Consider the following 21599-nt stretch of genomic DNA (forward strand, 5'->3'; position numbering starts at 1 on the left):
TTGAAGGCGGCCAAACGGCCCCCATCAACTATTCAGTTCGGCATCCAGCTCAGCATCCCGCGCCGCGCGCTGCTTTTCGATCCGGCGTGCCATGAAGACAGACACCTCATACAGCAGCAGCATGGGTACGGCGAGACCGACCTGGCTGATCACATCCGGCGGGGTCAGAATGGCGGCAGCGACGAAGACGCCGACGATGGCGTAACGGCGCTTGGAGGCCAACCCGTCCGCCGTCACCAGCCCGGCCCGCGCCAGCAGGGTCAGGATGACTGGCAGCTGAAAGGCCAGACCGAAGGCGAAGATCATCGCCATGATCAGCGACAGATAATCCGCCACACGGGTTTCCGCCTGCACCGCCAAGGTCGTGGCCGTCGCTTCCACTTCAAAAGAGAAGAAGAATTTCAGGGCCAGCGGCATGATGAAGAAATAGACCAAGGCCGCGCCCAGGCCGAACAGCACCGGGGTTGCCACCAGAAAGGGGGCAAAGGCGCGGCGTTCATGCTTGTACAGGCCGGGGGCGACGAACTTGTAAATCTGCGTGGCGATGATGGGGAAGGCCAGCATGGCACCGGCCCAGAAAGCCACCTTCACCTGAGTCAGGAAGAATTCCTGCGGGGCGGTGAAGATCATGCGCCGTTCATGCGCCTTCTCCCCCAGCGCCTGCACCAGCGGATGCATCAACAGCTGATAGATATGGTCGGCGACCGTGAAGCAGAGCAGGAAGGCAAGGATCAGTGCGCCCAGGCTCCACATCAGCCGGTTCCGCAGCTCGATCAAATGTTCCAGCAGCGGCATCCGGCCGGCTTCAAGTTCATCTGGCGTTTGGGGATCGGTCACGGCCGCTCACCTTGGGTCTTGGGGGCTTCCACCGGCTTGTCCGCATCCGCGACGGTAACGGGTGCCGGCGCTGCCGGCTCCACCGATGGCACGGGGGGCTGCGGCGCCGGGTCCGGAATGGGGGTCACCGGCTCCACCTGCACCGCCGCGGCGGGCGAGGCCACCGGGGCGGGTTCCAGCGGGGTCACCGGGGGGGCACCGGGCGGCGGCAGGGCGACGGCCGCCAGATCGGCATCTTCCTCCGGATCAGGGGTTACGGGCGTGACCGGCTTGGCCGTGCCATCCGCCGGCCCGCCCAGGGGCTCCCGCAGCTTGCCATCGGGGTCGATGGTCTTTTCCAGTTCCTGGTTCAGATTGAAGCTGCGGGCCTGTTCCACCTGCTTGCGCAGCTCATCCAGTTCCGCCTGACGCACCATGTCGTCGACATTATTCTGGAATTCGCGGGCCAGCGAGCGGGCCTTGGCAACCCACTTACCCACCGTATGCAGGGCCTTGGGCAAATCCTTAGGCCCGATGACGACCAGCGCCACGACGGCGATGACAGCGATTTCGGACCAGCCGATGTCAAACATGATGGATCAGACTTCCCCGTGGCGGGTGAACGGGAGGATAGCGCCGACAGTTCACGGTTTCGGCGCCGACTCGTCCTTGGTTAGCGGGACGACGGGGGATGGGGCAACCTTATTGTCGATAACGGGGGCCTGCGTCATTGTCGCATCCGCCGGGGCCGGGGCATCGCCCTCCCCTTCACTGCCCTTCAGCCCGTCCTTGAAGTTGCGGATACCCTTGCCGAAATCGCCCATCACCTTGGGCAACTTTCCGGCGCCGAAGATCACGCCGACAATCAACAGGATAACCAGAATCTCTGTGATACCCAAACTCATGACGGTTCCCTCGGGCTTCGCACCACCGGCTTTGCGGCGGCGCGGGATGATGGCAGAAAGCCCCCTTCCCCGCAATCAAGGCCGGAAAACATTCATGTTTCGAACCAACCGGCCTATAGCGGGAAGATGAAGGCCTGTTGCCGGTCCAGCGCGACGGAGACATGGGTGTCGTCCGACGGCAGAAAATGGCCCGGCATCCGGGCGTGCATATGGTGCGGCCTGCCCTCGGCATCCAGTACCCGCAGATGCACCAGACTGGCGCGGCCCAACAGGCGTGAGGCCTCCACCCGCGCCAGATTGGGCACCCCATCGGTGCCCAGCCCCTGTTCCACCGCCGACAGGCGCAGCCCCTCCGGCCGGATCAGGACGGCCACCGGCGCCCCTTCCGCATGGCCAGGCGCATTCAGGCAGCCGATGGGCGTATCGACCCGGCCGCCGCGCACGGTACCCGTCAGCCGGTTCACCTCTCCGAAGAAGCTGGCGGCGAATTCATCCACCGGCCGGGTGTAAAGTTCGGTGGGGGAGCCCAGTTGCACCAGCTTGCCATCCCGCATCAGGGCGATGCGGTCGGCCAGGAACATGGCCTCTTCCGGATCATGGGTGACGATCATCGTCGCCGCCCCGCTCTGTTTCAGCACATGCAGAGTCTCGTCGCGCACGGTTTCCCGCAGCCTGGTATCCAGGCCGGAGAAAGGCTCGTCCAGCAGCAGTACGGCGGGCTTAGGCGCCATGGCGCGGGCCAGCGCCACGCGTTGCTGCTGACCGCCCGACAGGGCATCGGGGAAGGCATTGGCATAGGCTTCCATGCCCACCTGCCGCAATGCCGCCAGCGCCCGTTCCTTCTGCTCCGCCACCGGCAGACGGTTCAGGCCGAAGCGCACATTGTCCAGCACCCGCAGATGCGGGAACAGGGCATAATCCTGGAAGACCAGCCCGATGCCGCGCTTCTCCGGTGGCACGGAACGGCCGGGCCGGGCGATCACCTGCCCGTTGACCGACACTTCCCCCTGCTGCAGCGTCTCCAGCCCGGCCGAAAGACGCAGCAAGGTGGATTTGCCACAGCCGGACGGGCCGACCAGACAGACGATTTCCCCCGGACCGATGGACAGGCTGACATGATCCACCGCCCGCTTGTTGCGGTAATCATGGCTGACATCGGACAGGGACAGGGCCGCCAGCCGATGAGATGCCACAGCGGCGGCCGGGGCTGCCGCATCCAGGGCGACCGGGTGCTGGTCGCTGGCGTGGGTGATGTCGGTCAGATTCAAATCCATACCGGACAAGGCTCTCTCTTGGCACGGGGTACGGCGCGGAACACCGGAATAGAACAGAATGATTAGGTAGGGATCAGTGCAGGGAATTGCAAATCATTATTAATTGATGGCAGGCAAATCGAGTGGGGATGGCCGTTCCATCCCCACCCGCAACGCACCCTCAGCCCAACTGACCCAGGGCGGCAGCCAGCTTGGCCCGAACGGTATCCGCCTCGGCGCGACGCTCGCGCTGTTCCTCGATCACCTCTTCCGGGGCCTTGTCGACGAAGTTCTTGTTGGCCAGCTTGGCGTCGATCTTGCCGATCTCCTGCTCCAGCTTGCCGATCTCCTTCGCCAGACGGGCCTTCTCCTTCTCGATATCGATGAAGTCGGCCAGCGGCAGCACCAGGGTGGCCTCGTCCAGCACGGCCTGGGCGGAACCCTTGGGCGCTTCCGCGTCCGTTGCTTCCACACCGGACAGGCGGGCCAGACGCAGAATCAGATCGCGGTGGGTGGCCAGCCGCCGTTCCGTCTCCGCATTGGCGCCCTTCAGCAGCAGCGGCAATTGGGCCGAGGGCGGTACATTCATTTCCGACCGCACGGTGCGGATGGTGGAAATCAGCTTCACCACCCATTCCATTTCCGCCGAGGCGGCGGCGTCGATCAGGGCTTCATCGGCCAGCGGCCATTCCGCACTGATCAGGGTCTTGGTCAGGCCGCCGGTCTTCTCGTTCAGCTCTTCGGTGATGAACGGCATCACCGGGTGCAGCAGATGCAGGATGCGGTCGAACACCCAGGCGGTGGTGGCGCGGGTTTCGGCCTTGGCGGCCTCGTCCTCGCCATTCAGGATCGGCTTGGTGAATTCCAGATACCAATCGCAGAAGCTGTTCCAGGCGAACTGATAGATGCCGGCCGCCGCCTCGTTGAACTTATAGGCGTCCAGCGCTTCCGTCACGCGGGCCGACGCCTGCTGGAAGGCGGCGATGATCCACTTATTGACCGTCAGCCCAACCTTGGCCGGATCGAACCCGGCCACCGGGGCGACCTGATTCATCTCCGCATAGCGGGCGGCGTTCCACAGCTTGGTGGCGAAGTTGCGGTAACCTTCGACGCGGTTGACCGCCAGCTTGATATCGCGCCCCTGGGCGGCCATGGCCGTCAGGGTGAAGCGCAAGGCGTCGCAGCCATATTGGTCAATCACGTCCAGCGGGTCGATGACATTGCCCTTGGACTTCGACATCTTCTGGCCCTTTTCGTCGCGGACCAGGGCATGGATGTAGACGGTCTTGAACGGCACATCGCCCATGAAATGGATGCCCATCATCATCATCCGGGCAACCCAGAAGAAGATGATATCGAAGCCGGTCACCAGCACATCGCCGGGATAATAGCGGCCCAGCTCCGGCGTCTGCTCCGGCCAGCCCAGCGTGCTGAACGGCCACAGCGCGGAGGAGAACCACGTATCCAGCACGTCGCTGTCACGGGTCAGCGCCACGCCGTCCCCGGCCAGCGCCTGGGCTTCCTCTGCCGTCTCCGCCACAAAGACATTGCCGTCAGCGTCGTACCAGGCGGGGATCTGGTGACCCCACCAGAGCTGACGGGAAATGCACCAGGGCTGGATGTTGCGCATCCATTCGAAATAGGTGTTTTCCCACTGGCGCGGCACGAAGACGGTCTTGCCCGTCTCCACCGCCTCAATGGCGGGCTTGGCCAGCGTGGCGGCATCGCAATACCATTGATCGGTCAGCCAGGGCTCGATCACCACGCCGGAGCGGTCGCCGTGCGGCACCGTCATCTTGTGCGGGACGATCTGTTCCAGCAGTTCCAGCGCTTCCAGATCGGCGACCACCTGCTTGCGCGCGGCGAACCGGTCCAACCCGCGATAGGCTTCCGGCACCGGCTCACTGAAGGCTTCCAGGCGGCCATTGGCGCCGGGCTTGTAGCCTTCGAACGAGTCAACGATGCGGGCATCACGGTCCAGCAGATTGATCAGCGGCAAATTATGCCGGCGGCCAACCTCGAAATCGTTGAAATCATGGGCGGGGGTGATCTTCACCGCACCGGAACCCGTCTCCGGGTCGGCATATTCATCGCCGACGATGGGGATCAGGCGGCCGACCAGCGGCAGGCGGACAAACTTGCCGATAATGTCCTTGTAGCGCTCATCCTCGGGATGCACGGCCACGGCAGTATCGGCCAGCATGGTTTCGGGTCGGGTGGTGGCGACCACGATGTAGCGGCCCGGCTCCCCCTCGATCGGGTAGCGGAAGTGCCAGAGATTGCCGGCAACCTCCTTCTGCTCCACCTCCAGATCGGAAATGGCGGTGTGCAGCTTGGGGTCCCAGTTGACCAGCCGCTTGTCGCGATAGATCAGGCCCTGGCGATACAGTTCCACGAACACCTTGCGGACGGCCTTGTTCAGGCCCTCATCCATGGTGAAGCGTTCACGCGCCCAATCGGTGGAAGCACCCAGGCGGCGCAGCTGGCGGGTGATGGTGCCGCCGGATTCGGCCTTCCATTCCCAAACCTTCTCCAGGAACTTTTCCCGGCCCAACTGCTGGCGGGTGATGCCTTCCTTGCCCAGATTACGCTCCACCACCATCTGGGTGGCGATGCCGGCATGGTCGGTGCCGGGCTGCCACAGGGCATCCTTGCCGCGCATCCGCTGATAGCGAATCAGAATGTCCTGCAGGGTGAAGGTCAGCGCGTGCCCCATATGCAGGCTGCCCGTCACGTTGGGCGGCGGCATCATGATGGTGTAGGGCACCTGATTGCTGTCTACATGGGCGGCGAAGGCGCCGTCCTTCTCCCAGCGTTGGTAGTGATTCGATTCCACATCGGCGGGGGAAAAGGTCTTTTCCAGCATGACCGGGCCTTCAGGTGACAGGGTTGGCACAGTTGATAAATGGAAAGGGGCGGCACCGTCCAGGCGCCGCCCCCAAACTTTCGTGCAATGCGGGCAGGCGCGTCAGTCGAGGCCGCGCCGTACTACCCGCTCGATCTCGCGCTTGACCAGACGTTCCACCATGGTGGGCAGGTTATCGTCCAGCCATTCACGAATCATCGGTCGCACCAAATCATAGACGATCTGTTCGACCGTAGTGTCGGAACGCCCAACCGGCCCTTCCCCATGGATGCTGGGCCCGCCCCGGCGGAACCCGGCCAGCCCGGAGGCAAAGGCGCGGCTGGCCGCATCGGCGGCCTGATCCGAAATCAGCCCCTCATCCATGGGCAGCGGCCGACGCGGCGGCGGCGGCGGGGGTGGCGGCTCAAAGAAGGAGGACGGCTCCTCAAACGGCTCCGTCAGCTCCAGCGGCGGCTCCTCCTCCGGCTCCGTCAGCATAAATGGCTCCGGCTCCTCAAAAACGGGAAGCGGTGGAGGCGGTGGGGGCGGCGGTGGAGGGGGAGGAGGTGGCGGCGGGGGAGGTGGTGGAGGGGGCGGCGGCGGGGGAGGCGGCGGCGCCTCCGGCTCCGCCGGGGGTGCGTCGCTGTCTTCGGAAATGATCCTGCGGATGGAAGCCAGGATCTCTTCCATCGACGGTTCTTGTGACGCGCCTTTATCGACCATCTCGCCTATAACCCGAATTCAACGAATTGGCCGTCAGCCTAGGGCAGAAACGGACAAATTTCCATGAGCTTGATGAAAAATGGGGGGCAGTTTGCCCCCCATTTTAGCAAATTCCCTGAAATATTGTCGGATCAGTCGGCCGACAGGCTCCAGAGCTTGTCGCGCGTGTTGTTGTAATGTGCCTCGTAATCATAGGTCTTGACCGGAAGACCCAGACGGCCGGCCGTCAATTGACCGGTGGCGGACAGCACCTGGAAGATCGCCACGATCTCATCACGCTCGGCCTGCACCAGATTGACCTGGGCGTTCAGGTATTCCTGCTCCGCATCCAGCGTATCCAGAACCGTGCGCGAGCCCACGGTGGCTTCCTGACGCACGCCTTCCAGGGCGATATTGGCCGCACGCACCTGTTCCTTGCGGGACAGGATGGAAGCGCGGGCCGTTACCAGCGCTTCCCATGCGCGAATCCCCGTCTCCCGGGCCTGACGCACCGCCTCATCAATCTCGATTCGGCGCTGCTGGGCGGTCTGCTTGGCCTGACGCACGCGGGCGTTCGGCTCACCGGCGGTATAAATCGGCACGCTGACGCGGGCGACGATGGAACCATTATCCAGCTGGCCCATGGTGCCGGGCTGGTCCCAGGTCCGGCTATAAGAACCGACGATGGAGACAGACGGCAGCAGCTCACCGGCGGTGGCATCCACAGTCGCATCAGCGGCGCGTTCGGTAAACTTGGCGGCCAGCACAGCTGGATTATTCTGCTCCGCCATGGCCACCGTCGCTTCCAGCGACTTGGGCAGCTCCACCGTCGGGGCCGGCTGGGTCAGCTTCTCCGGCGATTGGCCCATCAGGCGGGCAAACACGGCGCGGCTTGCATTCAGCTGGCCTTCAGCCGCAATGCGGTTGGAGGTCGACAACGCCAGACGCGATTCAGACTGGCTGACGTCAGTGCGGGTGATTTCACCAACACGGAACCGGTCGCGCGAGGCTTCCAGCTGGCGGCGCAGCACCTGCTCGTTATTGATGTTCAGTTCCAGCACCGCCTGATCACGCACCACGTCGCAATAGGCGGACGCGGCTGAGAGCAGCACTGACTGTTCGGTAGCGACCAGCGAGGCGCGCTGCGCCTGAACGAGCGCTTCAGCGCGGTTCAGGGACGCGATGGTGCGGCCACCGCGATAGATCGGCTGCACAATCTGGGCGCTGACCGACTTCTGATTCCATAACAGATCGGAGTTTGTGCCGCCGGTCTCCTGCTTATAACGGCCGATATCACCGGCAGCAGAAACCTGGGGCAGGTAGCCGGAACGGGCCTGCGGCACCAGTTCATCGGCGGCGCGCAGCTCGGCGCGCGCCGCTTCCAGGGTGGGATTGGCCTGATAGGCAAGCGCCAGCGCGTCGTTCAGCGCCTGCGCCTGGGCCGGGTTGATACCCAACCCCACGGACAGGGCCGCCAGGGGAAGAGCGGTGCGCGCCAGACGGCGCAGGATCGGCTTCAGACGAGAGGCTTCCATTGGTCAATACACCTTCATCGAGGGGTCGATCCGCCGGGCCCAAGCGTCGATCCCGCCCGCAATATTGATGGCCCGGTCAAATCCCTGCGCCCGCAACCAAGCGGTTGCGTGCGCACTACGCATTCCATGGTGGCACAGTACCGCAATATCACGATCCTGCGGCAAATCACCGATGGCACCGGGCAACAGCCCGAGCGGAATGTGAATGCTGCCGGGAATGGCGCAAAGCTCCACTTCCCAGCCTTCCCTTACATCCAGCACGGTGATGTCACCGCGCTGAACCCGTTCCGCCAAATCATCCACCGCCAGTTCAAAGTCAGTGATCGTACGCACAGGCGGCCCCAATCCTTTAACCAAATCAGAAAGCGAAAGCCGCCTTCGGCTCCATCCCCGGCAGCAGGTCGGCCGACGCATCGAACAGGGTGCGGCTGGAGATGGTGCCACCGATCTTCTGATAGAGACGGGCAACGGCTACACCGCTTTCCGGCAGCAGCACTGTCACCAGACGTCCACCTTCGGCCAACTGGTCCAGCAGCGCCTGCGGCACGGCGGCCACTGCCCCTTCCAGAACGATCACATCATAGGGCCCCTGCTTGGCCCAGCCGGCGGCCAGAGTGCCCTGCACGATGGCGGCATTGTCCACGCCCAGCGTCTGCATGGCCTGATTGGCCTGCGCCGCCAGGGCAGCATCCGATTCCACGGCCACAACGGTGGCGGCAATCTGACCGATGATGGCAGCGGAATAGCCGGTGGCGGTACCGACATCCAGTACCAGATCCGTGGCGGCAATGCGCGCTTCCTGGAGCAAGCGACCCAGCACCATCGGCTCCAGCAGGAAGCGACCATTGCCAAGCGGAATGGCCTTGTCCACATAAGCGACCCCGCGCAGCGCCGGGGGCACGAACTGGTCACGCGGCACGGCCAGGAAGGCATCGACCAGCCGCTGGTCACTGACCTTGTTCGGCCGGAGCTGGCTTTCGACCATGTTGTAGCGGGCGGCGCTGTATTCCGTGGTGGCGATCATGGGGGTCGTTCGCGCGTGGGGAAAAGGAAGGATGAGGGGGTGCCGACAAGCGGAACCCCGACGCTATATATCCGCCCCATCCCCGGAACACAATGTTGCGGGCGCACCCAAAACATCATGCCACGTGCATTTCTTTGTTTCTGGTGCTTGACCGCATCGGTAAAGCCCGTCTATATACCGGCCCCACGCCGGGGCTGAACAACAGCCAAGACGTGCGGCACCGTTGGCGCGGTGGCAGAATGGTGATGCAACGGACTGCAAATCCGTGAATCCGGGTTCGATTCCCGGCCGTGCCTCCAAATTTCGGCGTCAAGCCATTGAAAAGCCCGCCCTTACCGGCGGGCTTTTCTGTTTTTCCGCTGTGGCTATGCCAGCCCCAGACGCAGCGCCCGGCGCAAATCGTCCGGCACATCCGGCTGGGTCAGCAGCATCGGCGCCCGTAGCAGGGCAATCAGCGACATGGAATCGGTGATCTCGCCCCGCAGCGCCATATTCAGCGCCTCGCGCAAGGGCAGGCGCCGCAGGGCCAGCTTTTCCGTCCCCTCCGGCTCCGCCTCCCCTTCTGTCAGCCCCCAGGCCACGAAGACGCTGCCCTGTTCATCACAGACACTGTTGGAAAGGGCCACCTTGTGGATCGGCAGCAGATGCGCCGCCCGCAGCCCCGTTTCCTCCCGCAGCTCTCGATGGGCGGTATCGGCCGGGCTGGTGCCCAGCGGGCAGCCCCCTTCCGGGATTTCCCAACTATAGGCATTCAGGGAATAGCGGAACTGGCCGACCAGCCAGGTGCTGCCATCCTCGGCCACCGGCAGCACGCCCACCGCATGGTTGGCGAAGCGGACAACGCCATAGATGCCGGGGGCGCCGTCGGGCTGCAGCACATCATGGTGTTCCAGCTTGATCCAAGGATTCTCATAGACCTGGGTACGGGACAGGGTTTTCCAGGGATTATCGTGGTGGGACACGGGCGGTGCGCTTTCCATGAAAAGCTGTTGGGAACGAAGCGATTATGAGCCGTACAGGGCTACATTCGCCAACAGCTTCGCAGAAAAATCAAAAAAGTACGAAACAGGGGTTTACAAAGCCGTCAGGGGTTGGCTATAAGCCCGCCCACCGCACGATGCGGCGCCGGCGACGGCGCAGCAACAAGCGTCTGATCCCAGGTAGCTCAGAGGTAGAGCAGGCGGCTGTTAACCGCCCGGTCGGGGGTTCGAATCCCTCCCTGGGAGCCAATTGGCAGGAACCGAGGTGAAAATCTCGGTTCCACCCTTGGTCAGAACTTGTTTTGTTGTATGATCACGCGTTGATGCGCACTGATCCCAGGTAGCTCAGAGGTAGAGCAGGCGGCTGTTAACCGCCCGGTCGGGGGTTCGAATCCCTCCCTGGGAGCCAATGATGAAGGGCCGAAGCAGCAATGCTTCGGCCCTTTCTCTTTTCCAGCCCCGCGAGCCCCCGCCCCGCCGCCTCACAACTGGTCGTAAAGCGTGGCTTCTTCCACCGCATCGGCCGAATCACGCAGGCCGCCATGGCGCTGCCATTCCCCGCACCAGTCGGTGAAATTGGTAATGGGGAAGGAACCGGCGGGCGAACGGTCGGTCACGACGGGCGGGAAGCGGCGGCAATTACCCTTGGGCCCGCGTTCCCGCACCCCATGGCCCAGCCAGAATCGGCAGGTATAGCAATTATCGCCGCGACGCACGTTGGTTCACTCCATCCATCGAAAACCAGCCCATCCTATCACGGTTGAACGTCGGATGGGCTTTTGGGGCTGTCGCGCTCCATATCCGGCTGCCGTTCCGGCTTGGCCTTGCGCAGACCCTCGGCATGTTCAGCGTAATAAGCCTGGATATCGGCATTCAGATTATCGCGGCGGTCGGCATCGGCGGGGGAGATATCCCCCCCGCCCAACCGCTGGAATTCCTGCACCGCCTGTTCCAGTTCCTGTTCGTTCCTGATCGGCATGATTTCGGCTCCGGTATGTGGTTGTCCATCAGCAACCACAGACCGGGCACGGCGGTTCCATCAGGCCAGCAGCGTGTCGATGGCGGAACGGCTGCGCAGGGTGCGGTGAACCGGGCAGCTATTGGCGATCTCCAGCAGCCGCTTGCGCTGGCCCTCATCCAGCCCGCCTTCGATCGTGATGTGACGGGTGAATTGATCAACCTTGCCGCCGGCATTCTCCGTCGTCTCCCCCGGCAGGGCGTCGCGCTTGGCATGTTCCACCCGCACGGAGACACGGGCCAGCGGCCAGCCCTTACGGTTGGCATACATGCGCAGCGTCATGGAGGTGCAGGCGCCCAGCGCTGCCTGCAACAGCTCATAAGGATTCGGCCCCGTGCCGGTGCCACCATCGGCGGTGGGTTCATCGGCGTGGAATCGGATACCGGCCGCCTGCACCAGATTGACGAAAGCCCCCTCCCCCGTCTCCGATATGGTGACGGGCCCAGCATGTTCCACGCCGGCCGGGCGGGCCGAGGGCAAATCCAGCTTCAGGCTGCGTTTGGCCCAGGCCGCCACGGTTTCGGCGACGAAGTTGGTGGTGCGCTGGTCAGCGGCCAGATGGCCCGCCCCGTCCAGGGCGATGAAGCTTTTCGGGTGCTTGGCGAGCGACAGAATCCGGTCAGCCTCGGCGATCGGCACCACCGGGTCACGCGGATCATGCAGCACCAGCAGCGGCCGGCCCAAAGCGGCGATGGCCGACTCCATATCATGAGTAGCCACATCGGCGACGAATTCGCGGGTGATCGGCATTTCCCGGTCACCGACATTCAGCGGCACCCGACCATCGCGCGCCATTTCCGCGTCGCGCCCGGCAATCTTGCCCAGTAGGGTGTGCGGGCCGGAGGGGCTGTTCAGCGTCACCACGGCGCCGACGCTGGGCAGGTCACCCGCCACGCGCAGCATGGCCGCCCCGCCCAGGGAATGGCCCATCAGCAGGCGCGGGGCCTCCAGCTCCTGGGTCAGCGCCGCGGCCGCGGCCAGCAGATCGGCCACATTGGTGGAAAAGGTGGTTTCATCAAAGGCACCGCCGCTGTTGCCCAGGCCGGTGAAATCGAACCGCAGTACGGCGAATCCCCGATCCGCCAGCCCCCGGCTGATCCGGGCAGAAGCGTGGTAATCCTTGGAACAGGTGAAGCAATGGGCAAAGATCGCCGTAGCGATGGGCCGGCCTTCCGGCAGGTCCAGCCGGCCGGCCAGTGTGGCCCCCGTCGATCCCGGAAAGTTGAATTCCTGCGTCACGCGCGCCATCGTGCCCTCACCAGCGTTTCATCCAGCGGCCCGCTCACGGGCCTGTTGGCTGCAAAGCTGGCCCGCCTGCCCTGCCCTGCGCAACCCCCTTCGCATTTTCCCGCCACGCCGGATGATCATGACCAACGAAACCTTCCCCCGCCCGTTCCCCGTTCTACCCGGAATGACCAGCCCGACGCAGGTGGAAATTGTGAAATCTGAAACCATCCACAAAGGTTTCATGGATTTTTCTCGGCAGACCCTGCGGCATGAACGGTTCGACGGGGGCATGACGCCGGTGATCGAACGGGAAATCTGCCATCGCGGCCATGCGGTGGCGGTGGTCCTGTACGATCCCGCGCGCGATGTGCTGTTGATGATCGAACAGTTCCGCGCCGGGGCCGCCGCCGCCGGGCTGGACCCGTGGTTGCTGGAATTCGTCGCCGGCATGGTGAAGCCGGGTGAGGCCGCCCCCGAGGTGGCCGCGCGGGAGACGGAGGAAGAAGCCGGCTGCACGCCCCGCGACCTGCGCCGCGTCTTCACCATGATGCCCAGCCCCGGCGGCTGTACTGAAATCGTAGAAATATTTTTTGGCTATGTCGATACAGAGGGGCTGGGCGGCCTGCATGGGCTGGAAGATGAAGTGGAGGATATCCGCGTGCATCTGGTGCCCGCCGATCAGGCCATTGCCCAGATGGATGCCAACCGCATCACCAGCGGCTTTACCCTGCTGGGCCTGTCCTGGTTTGCCCGCCACCATGCGGCACTGAAGGCGGGCCTTGCGGAGAATGCGTTGCAGGGCTGAGGCGGCGGGGGTTAGGTTTTTAACAAGCTTGCCCCATATGGGGTGCCAGCATTCTACACATGAACAAGGGCACAACGCCGTGGATATACGCAACGGCTTCATCGACAGCATCGGCCGCACCCCGCTGATCCGCCTGAAGGGCCCGTCGGAAGCGACGGGCTGCAATATTCTGGGCAAGGCGGAATTCCTCAATCCCGGTGGGTCGGTGAAGGACCGGGCGGCACTGGCCATCGTGCAAGACGCCATTGAACGCGGCCAGCTGCGCCCCGGCGGCACTATTGTGGAAGGCACAGCGGGGAATACCGGCATTGGTCTGGCCCTGGTGGGCAATGCCATGGGCTTCCGCACCGTCATCGTGATGCCAGAGACGCAGAGCCAGGAAAAGAAGGACATGCTGCGCCTGTGCGGGGCCGACCTGCGGCTGGTGCCGGCCGTGCCCTTCAAGGATCCCGGCAATTACGTGCATGTCTCCCGCCGTATCGCGGAAGAGTTGGCGCAGACGGAACCCAACGGCGCCATCTGGGCCAACCAGTTTGACAATCTGGCCAACCGGGAAGGCCATCGCCGCACCACCGGCCCGGAAATCTGGCAGCAGACGGATGGCAAGATCGATGCCTTCACCTGCGCCACCGGCACCGGTGGCACGCTGGCCGGCATCGCCCTGGCGCTGAAGGAACGTAAGCCCGACGTAAAGATCGTGCTGGCCGACCCGATGGGGTCGGCGCTTTACGCCTGGAAAAAGACGGGCGAACTGAAGGCCGAAGGCAATTCCATCACCGAAGGCATCGGCCAGGGCCGGGTGACGGCCAATCTGGCCGATGCGCCCATCGATGATGCGGTGCAGGTGACGGATGAGGAAGCGTTGCCGGTCGTCTTCGACCTGCTGAAGAATGAAGGGCTGGTGCTGGGCGGTTCCAGCGGCATCAATATCGTTGCCGCCATGAAGGTGGCCCGCCTGCTGGGGCCGGGCCATACCATCGTCACCATCCTGTGCGATTACGGAACCCGCTACCAATCCAAGCTGTTCAATCCTGACTTCCTGCGCGAAAAAGGGCTGCCGGTTCCTGACTGGCTGTCCTGATATCACCCCTTGATGGAGGTCCGCCCATGACGCTGCTGTTCCGTGACGATCCCTACCTGAAACAGGCAGAGGCGACGGTGGTGGAAAGCGGGGCGGACGGCATCCGGCTGGATGCCACGCTGTTCTATCCCAATGGCGGCGGCCAGCCCGGTGATACCGGGCGTATCGATTGGGAGGGCGGCAGTGTGGCGGTGACCGACACGCGCAAGGCGGTGCCGCTGGTGGAAAACGGTCCCGATGTTTTGCACATCGTGCCCGCCGATTCCCCCCTGCCCCCGCCCGGCACCAGCGTGACCCTGCATCTGGATTGGGAGCGGCGGCACCGGCATATGCGGATGCACACCGCCATGCATCTGCTGTGTGCCGTGGTGCCGGGGGCCGTGACCGGCGGGCAGGTGGGGGCGGAGAAATCCCGACTGGATTTCGATGTACCTTCCGCCAGCCTGGACAAGGACGCGCTGGAAGAAAAACTGAACGAGTTGATCCGCGCCGATCACCCGGTGCGTGAACGCACCATCACCGATCAGGAAATGGCGGAACGGCCGGAACTGGTGCGCACCATGTCGGTGAAGCCCCCCACGGGCAGCGGCTCAGTGCGGCTGCTGCAGATCGGCACCGATGATGCGATGGTGGATTTGCAGCCCTGCGGCGGCACCCATGTGGCGCATACCGGGGAGATTGGGGCGATCAGCATCGTAAAGATCGAAAACAAGGGGAAGCAGAACCGCCGCGTGGTGCTGGGCTTCCGGGATTAAGGGACAGTTTGCATTCCAATCGCCTATAAAGGACAGATGGATATTACGTTTCCTCCCTCTGTCCCGATAGGAACGAACATGGCCGTGCCCGCGCTGACCGATCCGCTGGTGTCCCCCCTCTGGCTGTTGGGGGTGCTGGGCCGGCCTGATGTGAAACTGGTGGATGCCTCCTGGCACATGCCGGCGGCCAAGCGCGATGCCAAGGCCGAATTTGCGGCCAAGCGTATTCCCGGTGCCGTGTTCTTCGATATTGACGGGATTTCCGATCCCGATACCGACCTGCCGCACATGCTGCCCAGCCCGCAGGGCTTCGCCAACGCCGTCTCGGCCCTGGGGATCGGCTCGGCCGATACGGTGGTTATCTATGACAGCACCGGCCTGTTCAGTGCGGCCCGCGCCTGGTGGATGTTCCGCGTCTTCAGCCATGATGCAGTCTATGTGCTGGATGGCGGCCTGCCCGGCTGGATCGCCGCCGGCGGCGAACTGGCCAGCGGGGAACCTGAAGCCCCCACCCCCGCCGCCTTCCGCGCCCAGTACCGGGCGGACATGGTGCGCAGCGCCGATGATCTGAAAACCAACCTGGAAACCGGGGCGGAACAGGTGCTGGATGCCAGGGCCGCCGCGCGCTTCACCGGCTCTGTGCCGGAACCGCGCGCCGGCCTGCGCAGCGGCCATATACCCGGTGCCCGCAACCTGCCCTTCAATGAGCTTTTGGTCAGTGAGACCCAGCAGATGCTGGAGGGGGAGGCCCTGCGCGCCCGCTATCTGGCGGCGGGGATCGACCTGTCGCGGCCCGTGGTCACCTCCTGCGGCAGCGGCGTCACCGCGGCCGTGCTGGCGCTGGGGCTGCACCGGCTGGGCGTCAGTGATGTGGCGCTTTACGACGGCTCCTGGACCGAATGGGGTGGGCGCAACGATCTGCCGCTGGCAACGGGGGCGGCCGCATGAACAACGCCGCCCCCCTGGATGGCCCCGTACCGCCGGGCCGGATGCGCACCACCGTCACCTATCTGGAAATGACGGCCAAGCCGGCCCGCCGCCAGCGCCCGCATCCGCATGAAAAGCTGGCCCTGATGCGGGCGGAAAACTGCACGCTCTCCTTCTACCGCTATCTTTATGACCATGTCGGGCAGGACTGGCTGTGGTGGGCCCGCCGGGCCATGGATGACGCCACGCTGAATGCCATCATCAAAGACCCGGCGGTGGAAATCTATGTGCCCTATGTCAGCGGCGTGCCCGCCGGCTATGTGGAACTGGACCGTCGCACACCGGGGCAGTGTGAGATCAATTACCTGGGTCTGCTGCCGGATTTCATCGGCCATGGCATTGGCGGCTGGCTGCTGGATTGGGCGATTGAGGCGGCCTGGAATGCAGCTGGCATGGAAAAGCTGCTGGTGAATACCTGCACGCTGGACCATCCCCATGCCCTGATGACCTATCAAAAGGCCGGCTTCCACCCCGTGGGCCAGGTGGAGAAGGAAGAGGATGACCCCCGCGTCACCGGCCTGATCCCCCGCCATGCCGCCCCGCATGTTCCCCTGATCCTGCCGCCCGAAGGCTGAGAGCGTTCCCGATGAGCACCGATAACAGCGCCAAGCAGACGACCCGCCTGATCCATGCCGGACGCCACCCGGAACGCCATGCCGGGGCGGTGAATGTGCCGCCCTTCCGGGCCTCCACCATCCTGTTTCCCGATCTGGCGGCGCTGGAGGATTACGATCCCTATTACCGCTCCATCCGCTATGGCCGCACCGGCAACCCCAGCAGCCACGCCTTTGAGGAGGCGGTGACGCTGCTGGAAGGCGGCCATGGCGCCGTTGCCTATGGCTCCGGCGTGCAGGCGATCAGCTCGGCCCTGCTGGCCTTCACCAAGGCCGGCGATCATATCCTGATGGTGGATACCGCCTATGGTCCCAGCCGGACCTTCTGCGACGGCATCCTGAAGCGGGCGGGGGTGGAGACGGAATATTACGATCCCGCCCTCAGCGCTGCCGACCTGAAGGCGCTGCTGCGCCCCAATACCAGCGTGCTGTTCATGGAATCGCCCGGCTCCCAGACGTTTGAGCTGCAGGACGTGCCGGCCCTGGCCGCCGTGGCGCGCGGTGCCGGCATTGTCAGCATGATCGACAATACCTGGGCTGCCGGCATCCTGTTCCAGCCGCTGGCCCATGGGGTGGATATCACCATCCAGTCGGCCACCAAATATATTGGCGGCCATGCCGATGCCAGCTTGGGCGTTGCCGTGACGGCCAGCGAAGCCCATTGGCTGAAACTGAAAAAGGCGTCGGTGGAGCTGGGGGCCGTAGCTGGGCCGGATGATCTGTTCATGGGTCTGCGCGGCCTGCGCACCCTGCCCACCCGGATGCGCCAGCATCATGAAACCGGCCTGATCCTGGCCAACTGGCTGGCCGAACAGCCAGAGGTGACGCGGATGCGCCATCCGGCCCTGCCCGGCTGCCCCGGCCATGAAATCTGGCAGCGGGATTTCAGCGGCGCCTGCGGTCTGTTCGCCTTTGAAATGAACCCGGTGCCGAAGGCGGCGCTCGCCGCCATGGTGGACGGGATGCGCCTGTTCGGCATGGGCTATAGCTGGGGTGGCTTTGAAAGCCTGATCCTGCCCTGCGACCCCAGCCGCATCCGCACTGCCACCCGCTGGCAGGGCGGCCAGCTGATCCGCATTCATGCCGGGCTGGAAGATCCGGCCGACCTGATCGCCGACCTGAATGATGGTTTCAACCGCCTGCGCAAGGCCCTGTAATCATGACCACCGCTTTCACCCCCCTGCCCGACTCCGCCATCGATGCCGTGCTGGCCAAGGTGCGCTTCACCGCCGAAGGGCTGGTGCCCGCCATCGCCCAGCAGCATGACAGCGGCGAGGTGCTGATGATGGCCTGGATGAATGCGGATACCATCCGCGAAACCCTGCGCAGCGGCCGGGCCTGTTACTGGTCCCGCTCCCGCCAGGCCTTCTGGCGCAAGGGCGACACCTCGGGCCAGGTGCAAAATCTGGTGGCGCTGCGGGTGGATTGCGATGGCGACACGCTGCTGCTGCTGGTCGACCAGCTGGGGGTCGCCTGTCATACCGGCCGGCGCTCCTGTTTTTACATCGAAGCGCAGGCAACGGGGCCGGAAACCATCGCCCCGGTGCTGATGGATCCCAACGCGCTGTACGGCACCACCCCCAGCAGCAGCAGCTTCTGATATGTGCAAAAGGATAGGGTGAGAGTAGGGCCGGCCCTGGCAACTGGCGGCGAAGGGCTCGAACCCCTATGCTGTTTCCACTACGGCCATGCCCAGGTGTTGAGACCCGATGAAAGAGCTGCGCTGCATCCTGTTCACCGATCTGGAGGTGCTGGCGGCGATCCTGGACCGCCGCCGCAAGCTGAACGAGCCGCTGCCCGACGGGCAAGTGACCGGGCTGCGCCTGGAAATGAGCCAGGGCACCCGCTGCACCCTGCTGATCGATGGTGGCAAGCACAGCCTGACCATCCCGGAAGCAGAGCTTCAGGCCGCCTTGCTGGCCCATTGCATGACAAAGAAGGTGCCGCTGCCGGCGGAAGCTGACAAAAGCGTCTACCTGATCCGGGGGCGCGCCACCTTGATGATGACGATGAATTTCAACAAAAGCGCACGGCTGGTCAGCATGGTGGAAGAACGGGCCGACAGCCTTCCACACTGACGGCCACCCTGACCCGGCCGACACCCCTTATCAATCCCGCCCGCCGCCGGAAGGTCCCCGCCGCCGCCAGAGCCGGGGCAACACGCTGATCAGCGCAATCGGCACCACGATCACCGCCCCTGTTGCCACATAGGGCCAGGCCCAACCAAACAGGTCGGCCAGCATCTCCGGCAGGGCGGCAACGGAATGCAGCGCACCGCGCAGCAGGTCGTAGGGATTGATCCGCAGCCAGGCCAGCAACAGCCCCACCAGCAGGGACCAGATCAATATATTGACGATCAGTCTCATGCTTTTGCTGTACCCCACGCGTTGGGAAACCGCAACGGCGCGGCGGGATCACCCCTTCCGAAATAGATCGAATTTTACTGTAATCTGCGTTGCAGATTATTTTGCAAAAAGAAAGAGGCGGCGACCACGCGGCCACCGCCTTCCCCTCTGTCAGGAACCGTGCGGCTGTTCTTAGAACAGACGCAGGATGGCCTGCTGCGACTGGTTGGCCAGCGAGAGGCTGATGGTGCCCAGCTGCTGACGCGTCTGCAACAGCAGCAGGTTTGCACCTTCCTCGTTCTGGTCGGCCTGGACCAGCTTGTTCCCACCTTCGGTCAGAACGTTGGAGAACTCGCTGGTGAAGTTCTCGCGGTTCTGGATGATGTTCAGGTTCGTGCTCAGCCCCTGCGAGGCCGACCGCAAGGTCGCCGTGGCATAGGTCAGGCTTTCGACTGCCTTGTCGATGTCCGACCGGTCCAGGAAGTCGTTCTGGGCATAGTCCAGACGCAAACCCTGGCCGTCGGTCTGCACATTCACCGACTGAACGGTGATGTTGTTGGTGTTGGATTCGTTCAGCTGAACGTTCAGGTCATTCTCGGTATTGGCATCGGTACGCTGCACCGTGGTGATATTGGCGGAGTCCTGGCGCGCCGCAGACTGCATCAGCGTGGCCGGATCAACATCGAAGCGGACCGTACCGGAGGCAAAGTTCAGCGCATTCTCACCGTCAGCCAGCTTAGCGTTACCGCGGGCATTGCTGCCCGAACGGCTGACCGTGACGCCATTAAGGTTGGTCGCCGACACCTCGATATCGACATTCTTTTGAATAACCGAGGTACCATTGGCGGCCGTTTCCAGCTTGTCCAGATCAGCTCGGTTCACATTGAACGACACAACCGTACCGGAAGTAAAGCTGACCGAGATGGCCTTGTCTGCCGCGTTGGTCGTGGAAGCGCCAACCTGGAAGCTGACCGCCGTGCCGGTCGTCACAAGGCCGGAAATCGTAAAGGTGCCGTCGGCTGCCGAGGAGTCGACAGAGAAGCGAGCAGGGTCGAGACCAGCCTGCACAACAGCGGCGAGCTTGTCGGCCACGAACTCCCGACGTTGTTCGGGGCTGTAATCCAGACGGGTGGCGTTGTCCACCACGTCATCGTCGGTCGCGGTGTAGGAGAAGGTTTGACCATTCACTGTGGCCGTAAAGGTATCACCAGCCTCAATCGCCCCATCGATTCCAATTTTCGAGACCTGTCCAACCCCCTCAGCCCCGGCAGTCACGGTACTCGCCGCTGCCGACTGGCTGTTATCGAAGAAGCGGATGGTCCGGCTTTCAGCGCCCTCCGTCACCACAACCGTGCGTTCACGCCCGGCCTTACCGCGCATTTCCACCGAAATGTCGGCAAAGTTGCCAGCGGTGCTGGACAGTTTGCCGGATACTTTCAGCGAGCTGAGGCCGCGCTTGTCTTCAGCGGTGGAAATATCAGCCAGATCGGCGCTGATATCGCCGGTACCGCTGACCCGCACAGAATAGGTATCGGCGGAGATCACGTTGGTGACGCGGCTGGCCGACAGGCCGGCGATGGTATCCACCTGTTGCCGGCTTTCGGCCGTGCTGTCCAGCGTGCGACCATTGCCGACCAACAGGTTCTTGCCAGCATAACCGCTGTCGCGGGCGATCTTGTCGATCTGGTCCTTGATGGTGTTGAACTGCGTGGCCAGTGACTTGCGGGTGGCGATGGACTGCGGGTCGGTGCCCAGGCTGTTATAGGCCGAGGTGGTCAGGCCCTTGGCCTGCTCGACCAGCTTTTCGATGGCAGTGATGCCCTTGTCGCCCGCCTGGATGGTGCTGATCGACTGGCCCATGCTTTCTTTCAGCTTGGTCAGGTCGCCCGCACGGGTGCTCAGGCTCTTGGCGGCAAAGAAGTTCGTGGGGCCGTCCAGGGCGCTGTTGATCTTGTTGCCGGTGGACAACCGGGTCTGGATCGCTTCAACGCCCTTGTTGGTCTTCTGCAACAGCAGCAGGTTGTTGCGCATACCTGCGGTCAGCTGGACATCACTGCTCGACATGGTCATCTCCTTTTGAGCGCTACCGAGGGACCGTTTAGGTCCCTAATCGATTCTCGTGGACACCGTTGGGCGCAGGGTGAGAGCCGTTACCGTGGAAGACGCCGGGTGCGATGCAGGACCGGCAGTTTCGGGTGCGGATCGGGCTATCCGTCGTGCTGATCGCGGCAATCAGGCTTGGCACAGGCATTGCGCCTGGAGGCTGTTCCTGCACCGCTGTCCGCTCGACGCCATTGTCCAGAGTTACGGCTCTTCCTATGCTTTGGTGGACACGAAGGGTTCGCCCTCATCAAAGCAGGAAGCGTGCCAAGTGCCGAAAAGCAGGGATTTCCATACTTTTGGGTAGGATTTTCTCCAGAATCGGCCTGCAGACAGGGGAGACGGGGAAAATGAGTCCTAGCGGCCACGCCCATACAGGGTGGGACTTTTCTGCCTAACCCGGCATTTCCTGCCGGGCACGTCATTGGAAACAGGCATGAAAAAAGCCCGGCCTTTTCAGGTCCGGGCTTTGTTGGTGCGCTGGGACGGCTGCCCATACGCCTTAACGTTGGCGACCCCTGCTGGATTTGAACCAGCGACCTACCGCTTAGAAGGCGGTTGCTCTATCCAACTGAGCTAAGGGGCCGTCATGCCGGGGCGCGTCTGC

24 protein-coding genes and 4 tRNA genes are annotated in these 21599 nt (G+C 63.7%); 12 read left to right on the top strand and 16 right to left on the bottom strand.

Features of this window, described 5'->3' with window-relative positions; genetic code table 11:
* Positions 1-24: 24 nt before the first annotated feature.
* The 6 genes from tatC to CHB97_RS26785 all read right to left on the bottom strand — a co-directional run bounded on the left by tatC (position 25) and on the right by CHB97_RS26785 (position 6317).
* A complete protein-coding gene (gene tatC / locus CHB97_RS09910) occupies positions 25-837 on the bottom strand; it encodes a twin-arginine translocase subunit TatC (protein WP_371333001.1) in 813 nt (270 codons plus the stop codon).
* Positions 834-1409 carry a Sec-independent protein translocase protein TatB gene (gene tatB, locus CHB97_RS09915; RefSeq protein WP_089287817.1) on the bottom strand — a complete coding sequence of 192 codons (576 nt, stop codon included), beginning with the start codon at positions 1407-1409 and terminating at the stop codon, positions 834-836. Before tatB ends, tatC begins: the two co-directional genes overlap by 4 nt.
* A 51-nt stretch (positions 1410-1460) precedes the next feature.
* A complete protein-coding gene (locus tag CHB97_RS09920; RefSeq protein ID WP_089287818.1) occupies positions 1461-1721 on the bottom strand; it encodes a twin-arginine translocase TatA/TatE family subunit in 261 nt (86 codons plus the stop codon).
* Between the two features lie 113 nt (positions 1722-1834).
* On the bottom strand, positions 1835-2995 hold the full coding sequence (locus CHB97_RS09925; RefSeq protein ID WP_089287819.1) for an ABC transporter ATP-binding protein: 1161 nt from the start codon (positions 2993-2995) through the stop codon (positions 1835-1837).
* 160 nt (positions 2996-3155) lie between these two features.
* Positions 3156-5840: a valine--tRNA ligase gene (locus CHB97_RS09930; protein ID WP_089287820.1), complete on the bottom strand. Its 2685-nt coding sequence runs from the start codon at positions 5838-5840 to the stop codon at positions 3156-3158.
* Between the two features lie 102 nt (positions 5841-5942).
* Positions 5943-6317 carry a DUF2497 domain-containing protein gene (locus tag CHB97_RS26785; RefSeq protein WP_244559484.1) on the bottom strand — a complete coding sequence of 125 codons (375 nt, stop codon included), beginning with the start codon at positions 6315-6317 and terminating at the stop codon, positions 5943-5945.
* Positions 6318-6319: 2 nt separating this feature from the next.
* Between CHB97_RS26785 and CHB97_RS26790 the strand changes: the two genes are divergently transcribed.
* Positions 6320-6478, top strand: a complete 159-nt coding sequence (locus CHB97_RS26790) for a hypothetical protein (protein ID WP_244559485.1) — start codon at positions 6320-6322, stop codon at positions 6476-6478.
* Positions 6479-6673: 195 nt separating this feature from the next.
* Here the strand turns inward: CHB97_RS26790 and CHB97_RS09940 are convergent, their stop codons facing one another.
* The 3 genes from CHB97_RS09940 to CHB97_RS09950 are packed head-to-tail and all read right to left on the bottom strand — an operon-like array spanning position 6674 to position 9080.
* Positions 6674-8056 (bottom strand): TolC family outer membrane protein, encoded by a 1383-nt coding sequence (locus CHB97_RS09940; protein ID WP_089287822.1) that lies wholly within the window; start codon positions 8054-8056, stop codon positions 6674-6676.
* A 3-nt stretch (positions 8057-8059) separates the two neighbouring features.
* A complete protein-coding gene (locus CHB97_RS09945; RefSeq protein WP_244559486.1) occupies positions 8060-8389 on the bottom strand; it encodes a rhodanese-like domain-containing protein in 330 nt (109 codons plus the stop codon).
* Between the two features lie 25 nt (positions 8390-8414).
* Positions 8415-9080, bottom strand: a complete 666-nt coding sequence (locus CHB97_RS09950; RefSeq protein WP_089287824.1) for a protein-L-isoaspartate O-methyltransferase — start codon at positions 9078-9080, stop codon at positions 8415-8417.
* A gap of 225 nt (positions 9081-9305) precedes the next feature.
* Between CHB97_RS09950 and CHB97_RS09955 the strand changes: the two genes are divergently transcribed.
* A tRNA-Cys gene (locus CHB97_RS09955) sits at positions 9306-9379 on the top strand.
* Between the two features lie 66 nt (positions 9380-9445).
* Here the strand turns inward: CHB97_RS09955 and CHB97_RS09960 are convergent.
* On the bottom strand, positions 9446-10042 hold the full coding sequence (locus CHB97_RS09960; RefSeq protein ID WP_244559487.1) for an NUDIX hydrolase: 597 nt from the start codon (positions 10040-10042) through the stop codon (positions 9446-9448).
* Positions 10043-10234: 192 nt separating this feature from the next.
* Here CHB97_RS09960 and CHB97_RS09965 point away from each other — a divergent pair.
* A tRNA-Asn gene (locus CHB97_RS09965) sits at positions 10235-10309 on the top strand.
* Positions 10310-10394: 85 nt separating this feature from the next.
* Positions 10395-10469 (top strand) — tRNA-Asn (locus CHB97_RS09970).
* 73 nt (positions 10470-10542) lie between these two features.
* Here CHB97_RS09970 and CHB97_RS09975 read toward each other — a convergent pair.
* From CHB97_RS09975 to CHB97_RS09985, 3 genes are read right to left on the bottom strand one after another with little or no spacing between them, the layout of a single operon-like run.
* A complete protein-coding gene (locus tag CHB97_RS09975) occupies positions 10543-10776 on the bottom strand; it encodes a hypothetical protein (protein ID WP_089287826.1) in 234 nt (77 codons plus the stop codon).
* 38 nt (positions 10777-10814) lie between these two features.
* Positions 10815-11039, bottom strand: a complete 225-nt coding sequence (locus tag CHB97_RS09980) for a hypothetical protein (protein ID WP_089287827.1) — start codon at positions 11037-11039, stop codon at positions 10815-10817.
* Positions 11040-11099: 60 nt separating this feature from the next.
* Positions 11100-12326, bottom strand: a complete 1227-nt coding sequence (locus CHB97_RS09985; RefSeq protein WP_089287828.1) for a bifunctional alpha/beta hydrolase/OsmC family protein — start codon at positions 12324-12326, stop codon at positions 11100-11102.
* A 118-nt stretch (positions 12327-12444) separates the two neighbouring features.
* Here CHB97_RS09985 and CHB97_RS09990 point away from each other — a divergent pair, with 118 nt between their 5' ends.
* From CHB97_RS09990 to CHB97_RS10025, 8 genes are all read left to right on the top strand, one after another.
* Complete coding sequence (locus CHB97_RS09990) at positions 12445-13110, top strand: NUDIX domain-containing protein (protein ID WP_160105742.1); 666 nt, start codon at positions 12445-12447, stop codon at positions 13108-13110.
* A 79-nt stretch (positions 13111-13189) separates the two neighbouring features.
* Positions 13190-14191, top strand: a complete 1002-nt coding sequence (locus CHB97_RS09995) for a cysteine synthase A (RefSeq protein WP_089287830.1) — start codon at positions 13190-13192, stop codon at positions 14189-14191.
* 26 nt (positions 14192-14217) lie between these two features.
* On the top strand, positions 14218-14946 hold the full coding sequence (locus CHB97_RS10000) for an alanyl-tRNA editing protein (RefSeq protein WP_089287831.1): 729 nt from the start codon (positions 14218-14220) through the stop codon (positions 14944-14946).
* A 78-nt stretch (positions 14947-15024) separates the two neighbouring features.
* Entirely contained in the window at positions 15025-15894 is an 870-nt protein-coding gene (gene sseA, locus CHB97_RS10005; RefSeq protein ID WP_089287832.1) for a 3-mercaptopyruvate sulfurtransferase, read from the top strand.
* The gene (locus CHB97_RS10010; RefSeq protein WP_089287833.1) at positions 15891-16508 is read left to right on the top strand and encodes an N-acetyltransferase; all 618 of its coding nucleotides are present in this window, start codon (positions 15891-15893) and stop codon (positions 16506-16508) included. The genes sseA and CHB97_RS10010 overlap by 4 nt, the downstream gene beginning before the upstream one ends.
* Before the next feature lie 11 nt (positions 16509-16519).
* Positions 16520-17704, top strand: coding sequence for a cystathionine beta-lyase (gene metC / locus CHB97_RS10015; RefSeq protein ID WP_089287834.1), 1185 nt, complete (start codon positions 16520-16522; stop codon positions 17702-17704).
* A 2-nt stretch (positions 17705-17706) separates the two neighbouring features.
* Positions 17707-18147, top strand: coding sequence for a phosphoribosyl-AMP cyclohydrolase (gene hisI / locus CHB97_RS10020; RefSeq protein WP_089287835.1), 441 nt, complete (start codon positions 17707-17709; stop codon positions 18145-18147).
* A gap of 109 nt (positions 18148-18256) precedes the next feature.
* Positions 18257-18625 carry a hypothetical protein gene (locus tag CHB97_RS10025; RefSeq protein ID WP_089287836.1) on the top strand — a complete coding sequence of 123 codons (369 nt, stop codon included), beginning with the start codon at positions 18257-18259 and terminating at the stop codon, positions 18623-18625.
* A gap of 30 nt (positions 18626-18655) precedes the next feature.
* Here CHB97_RS10025 and CHB97_RS10030 read toward each other — a convergent pair whose 3' ends face one another.
* The 3 genes from CHB97_RS10030 to CHB97_RS10040 form a co-directional block, all read right to left on the bottom strand.
* A complete protein-coding gene (locus CHB97_RS10030) occupies positions 18656-18913 on the bottom strand; it encodes a DUF6460 domain-containing protein (RefSeq protein WP_089287837.1) in 258 nt (85 codons plus the stop codon).
* A 171-nt stretch (positions 18914-19084) separates the two neighbouring features.
* Entirely contained in the window at positions 19085-20956 is a 1872-nt protein-coding gene (locus tag CHB97_RS10035) for a flagellin (protein ID WP_089287838.1), read from the bottom strand.
* A gap of 545 nt (positions 20957-21501) precedes the next feature.
* Positions 21502-21578: transfer RNA gene (locus tag CHB97_RS10040), tRNA-Arg, on the bottom strand.
* Positions 21579-21599: the final 21 nt, after the last annotated feature.

The sequence above is a fragment of the Azospirillum sp. RU38E genome, assembly GCF_900188385.1.
Lineage (GTDB): Bacteria > Pseudomonadota > Alphaproteobacteria > Azospirillales > Azospirillaceae > Niveispirillum.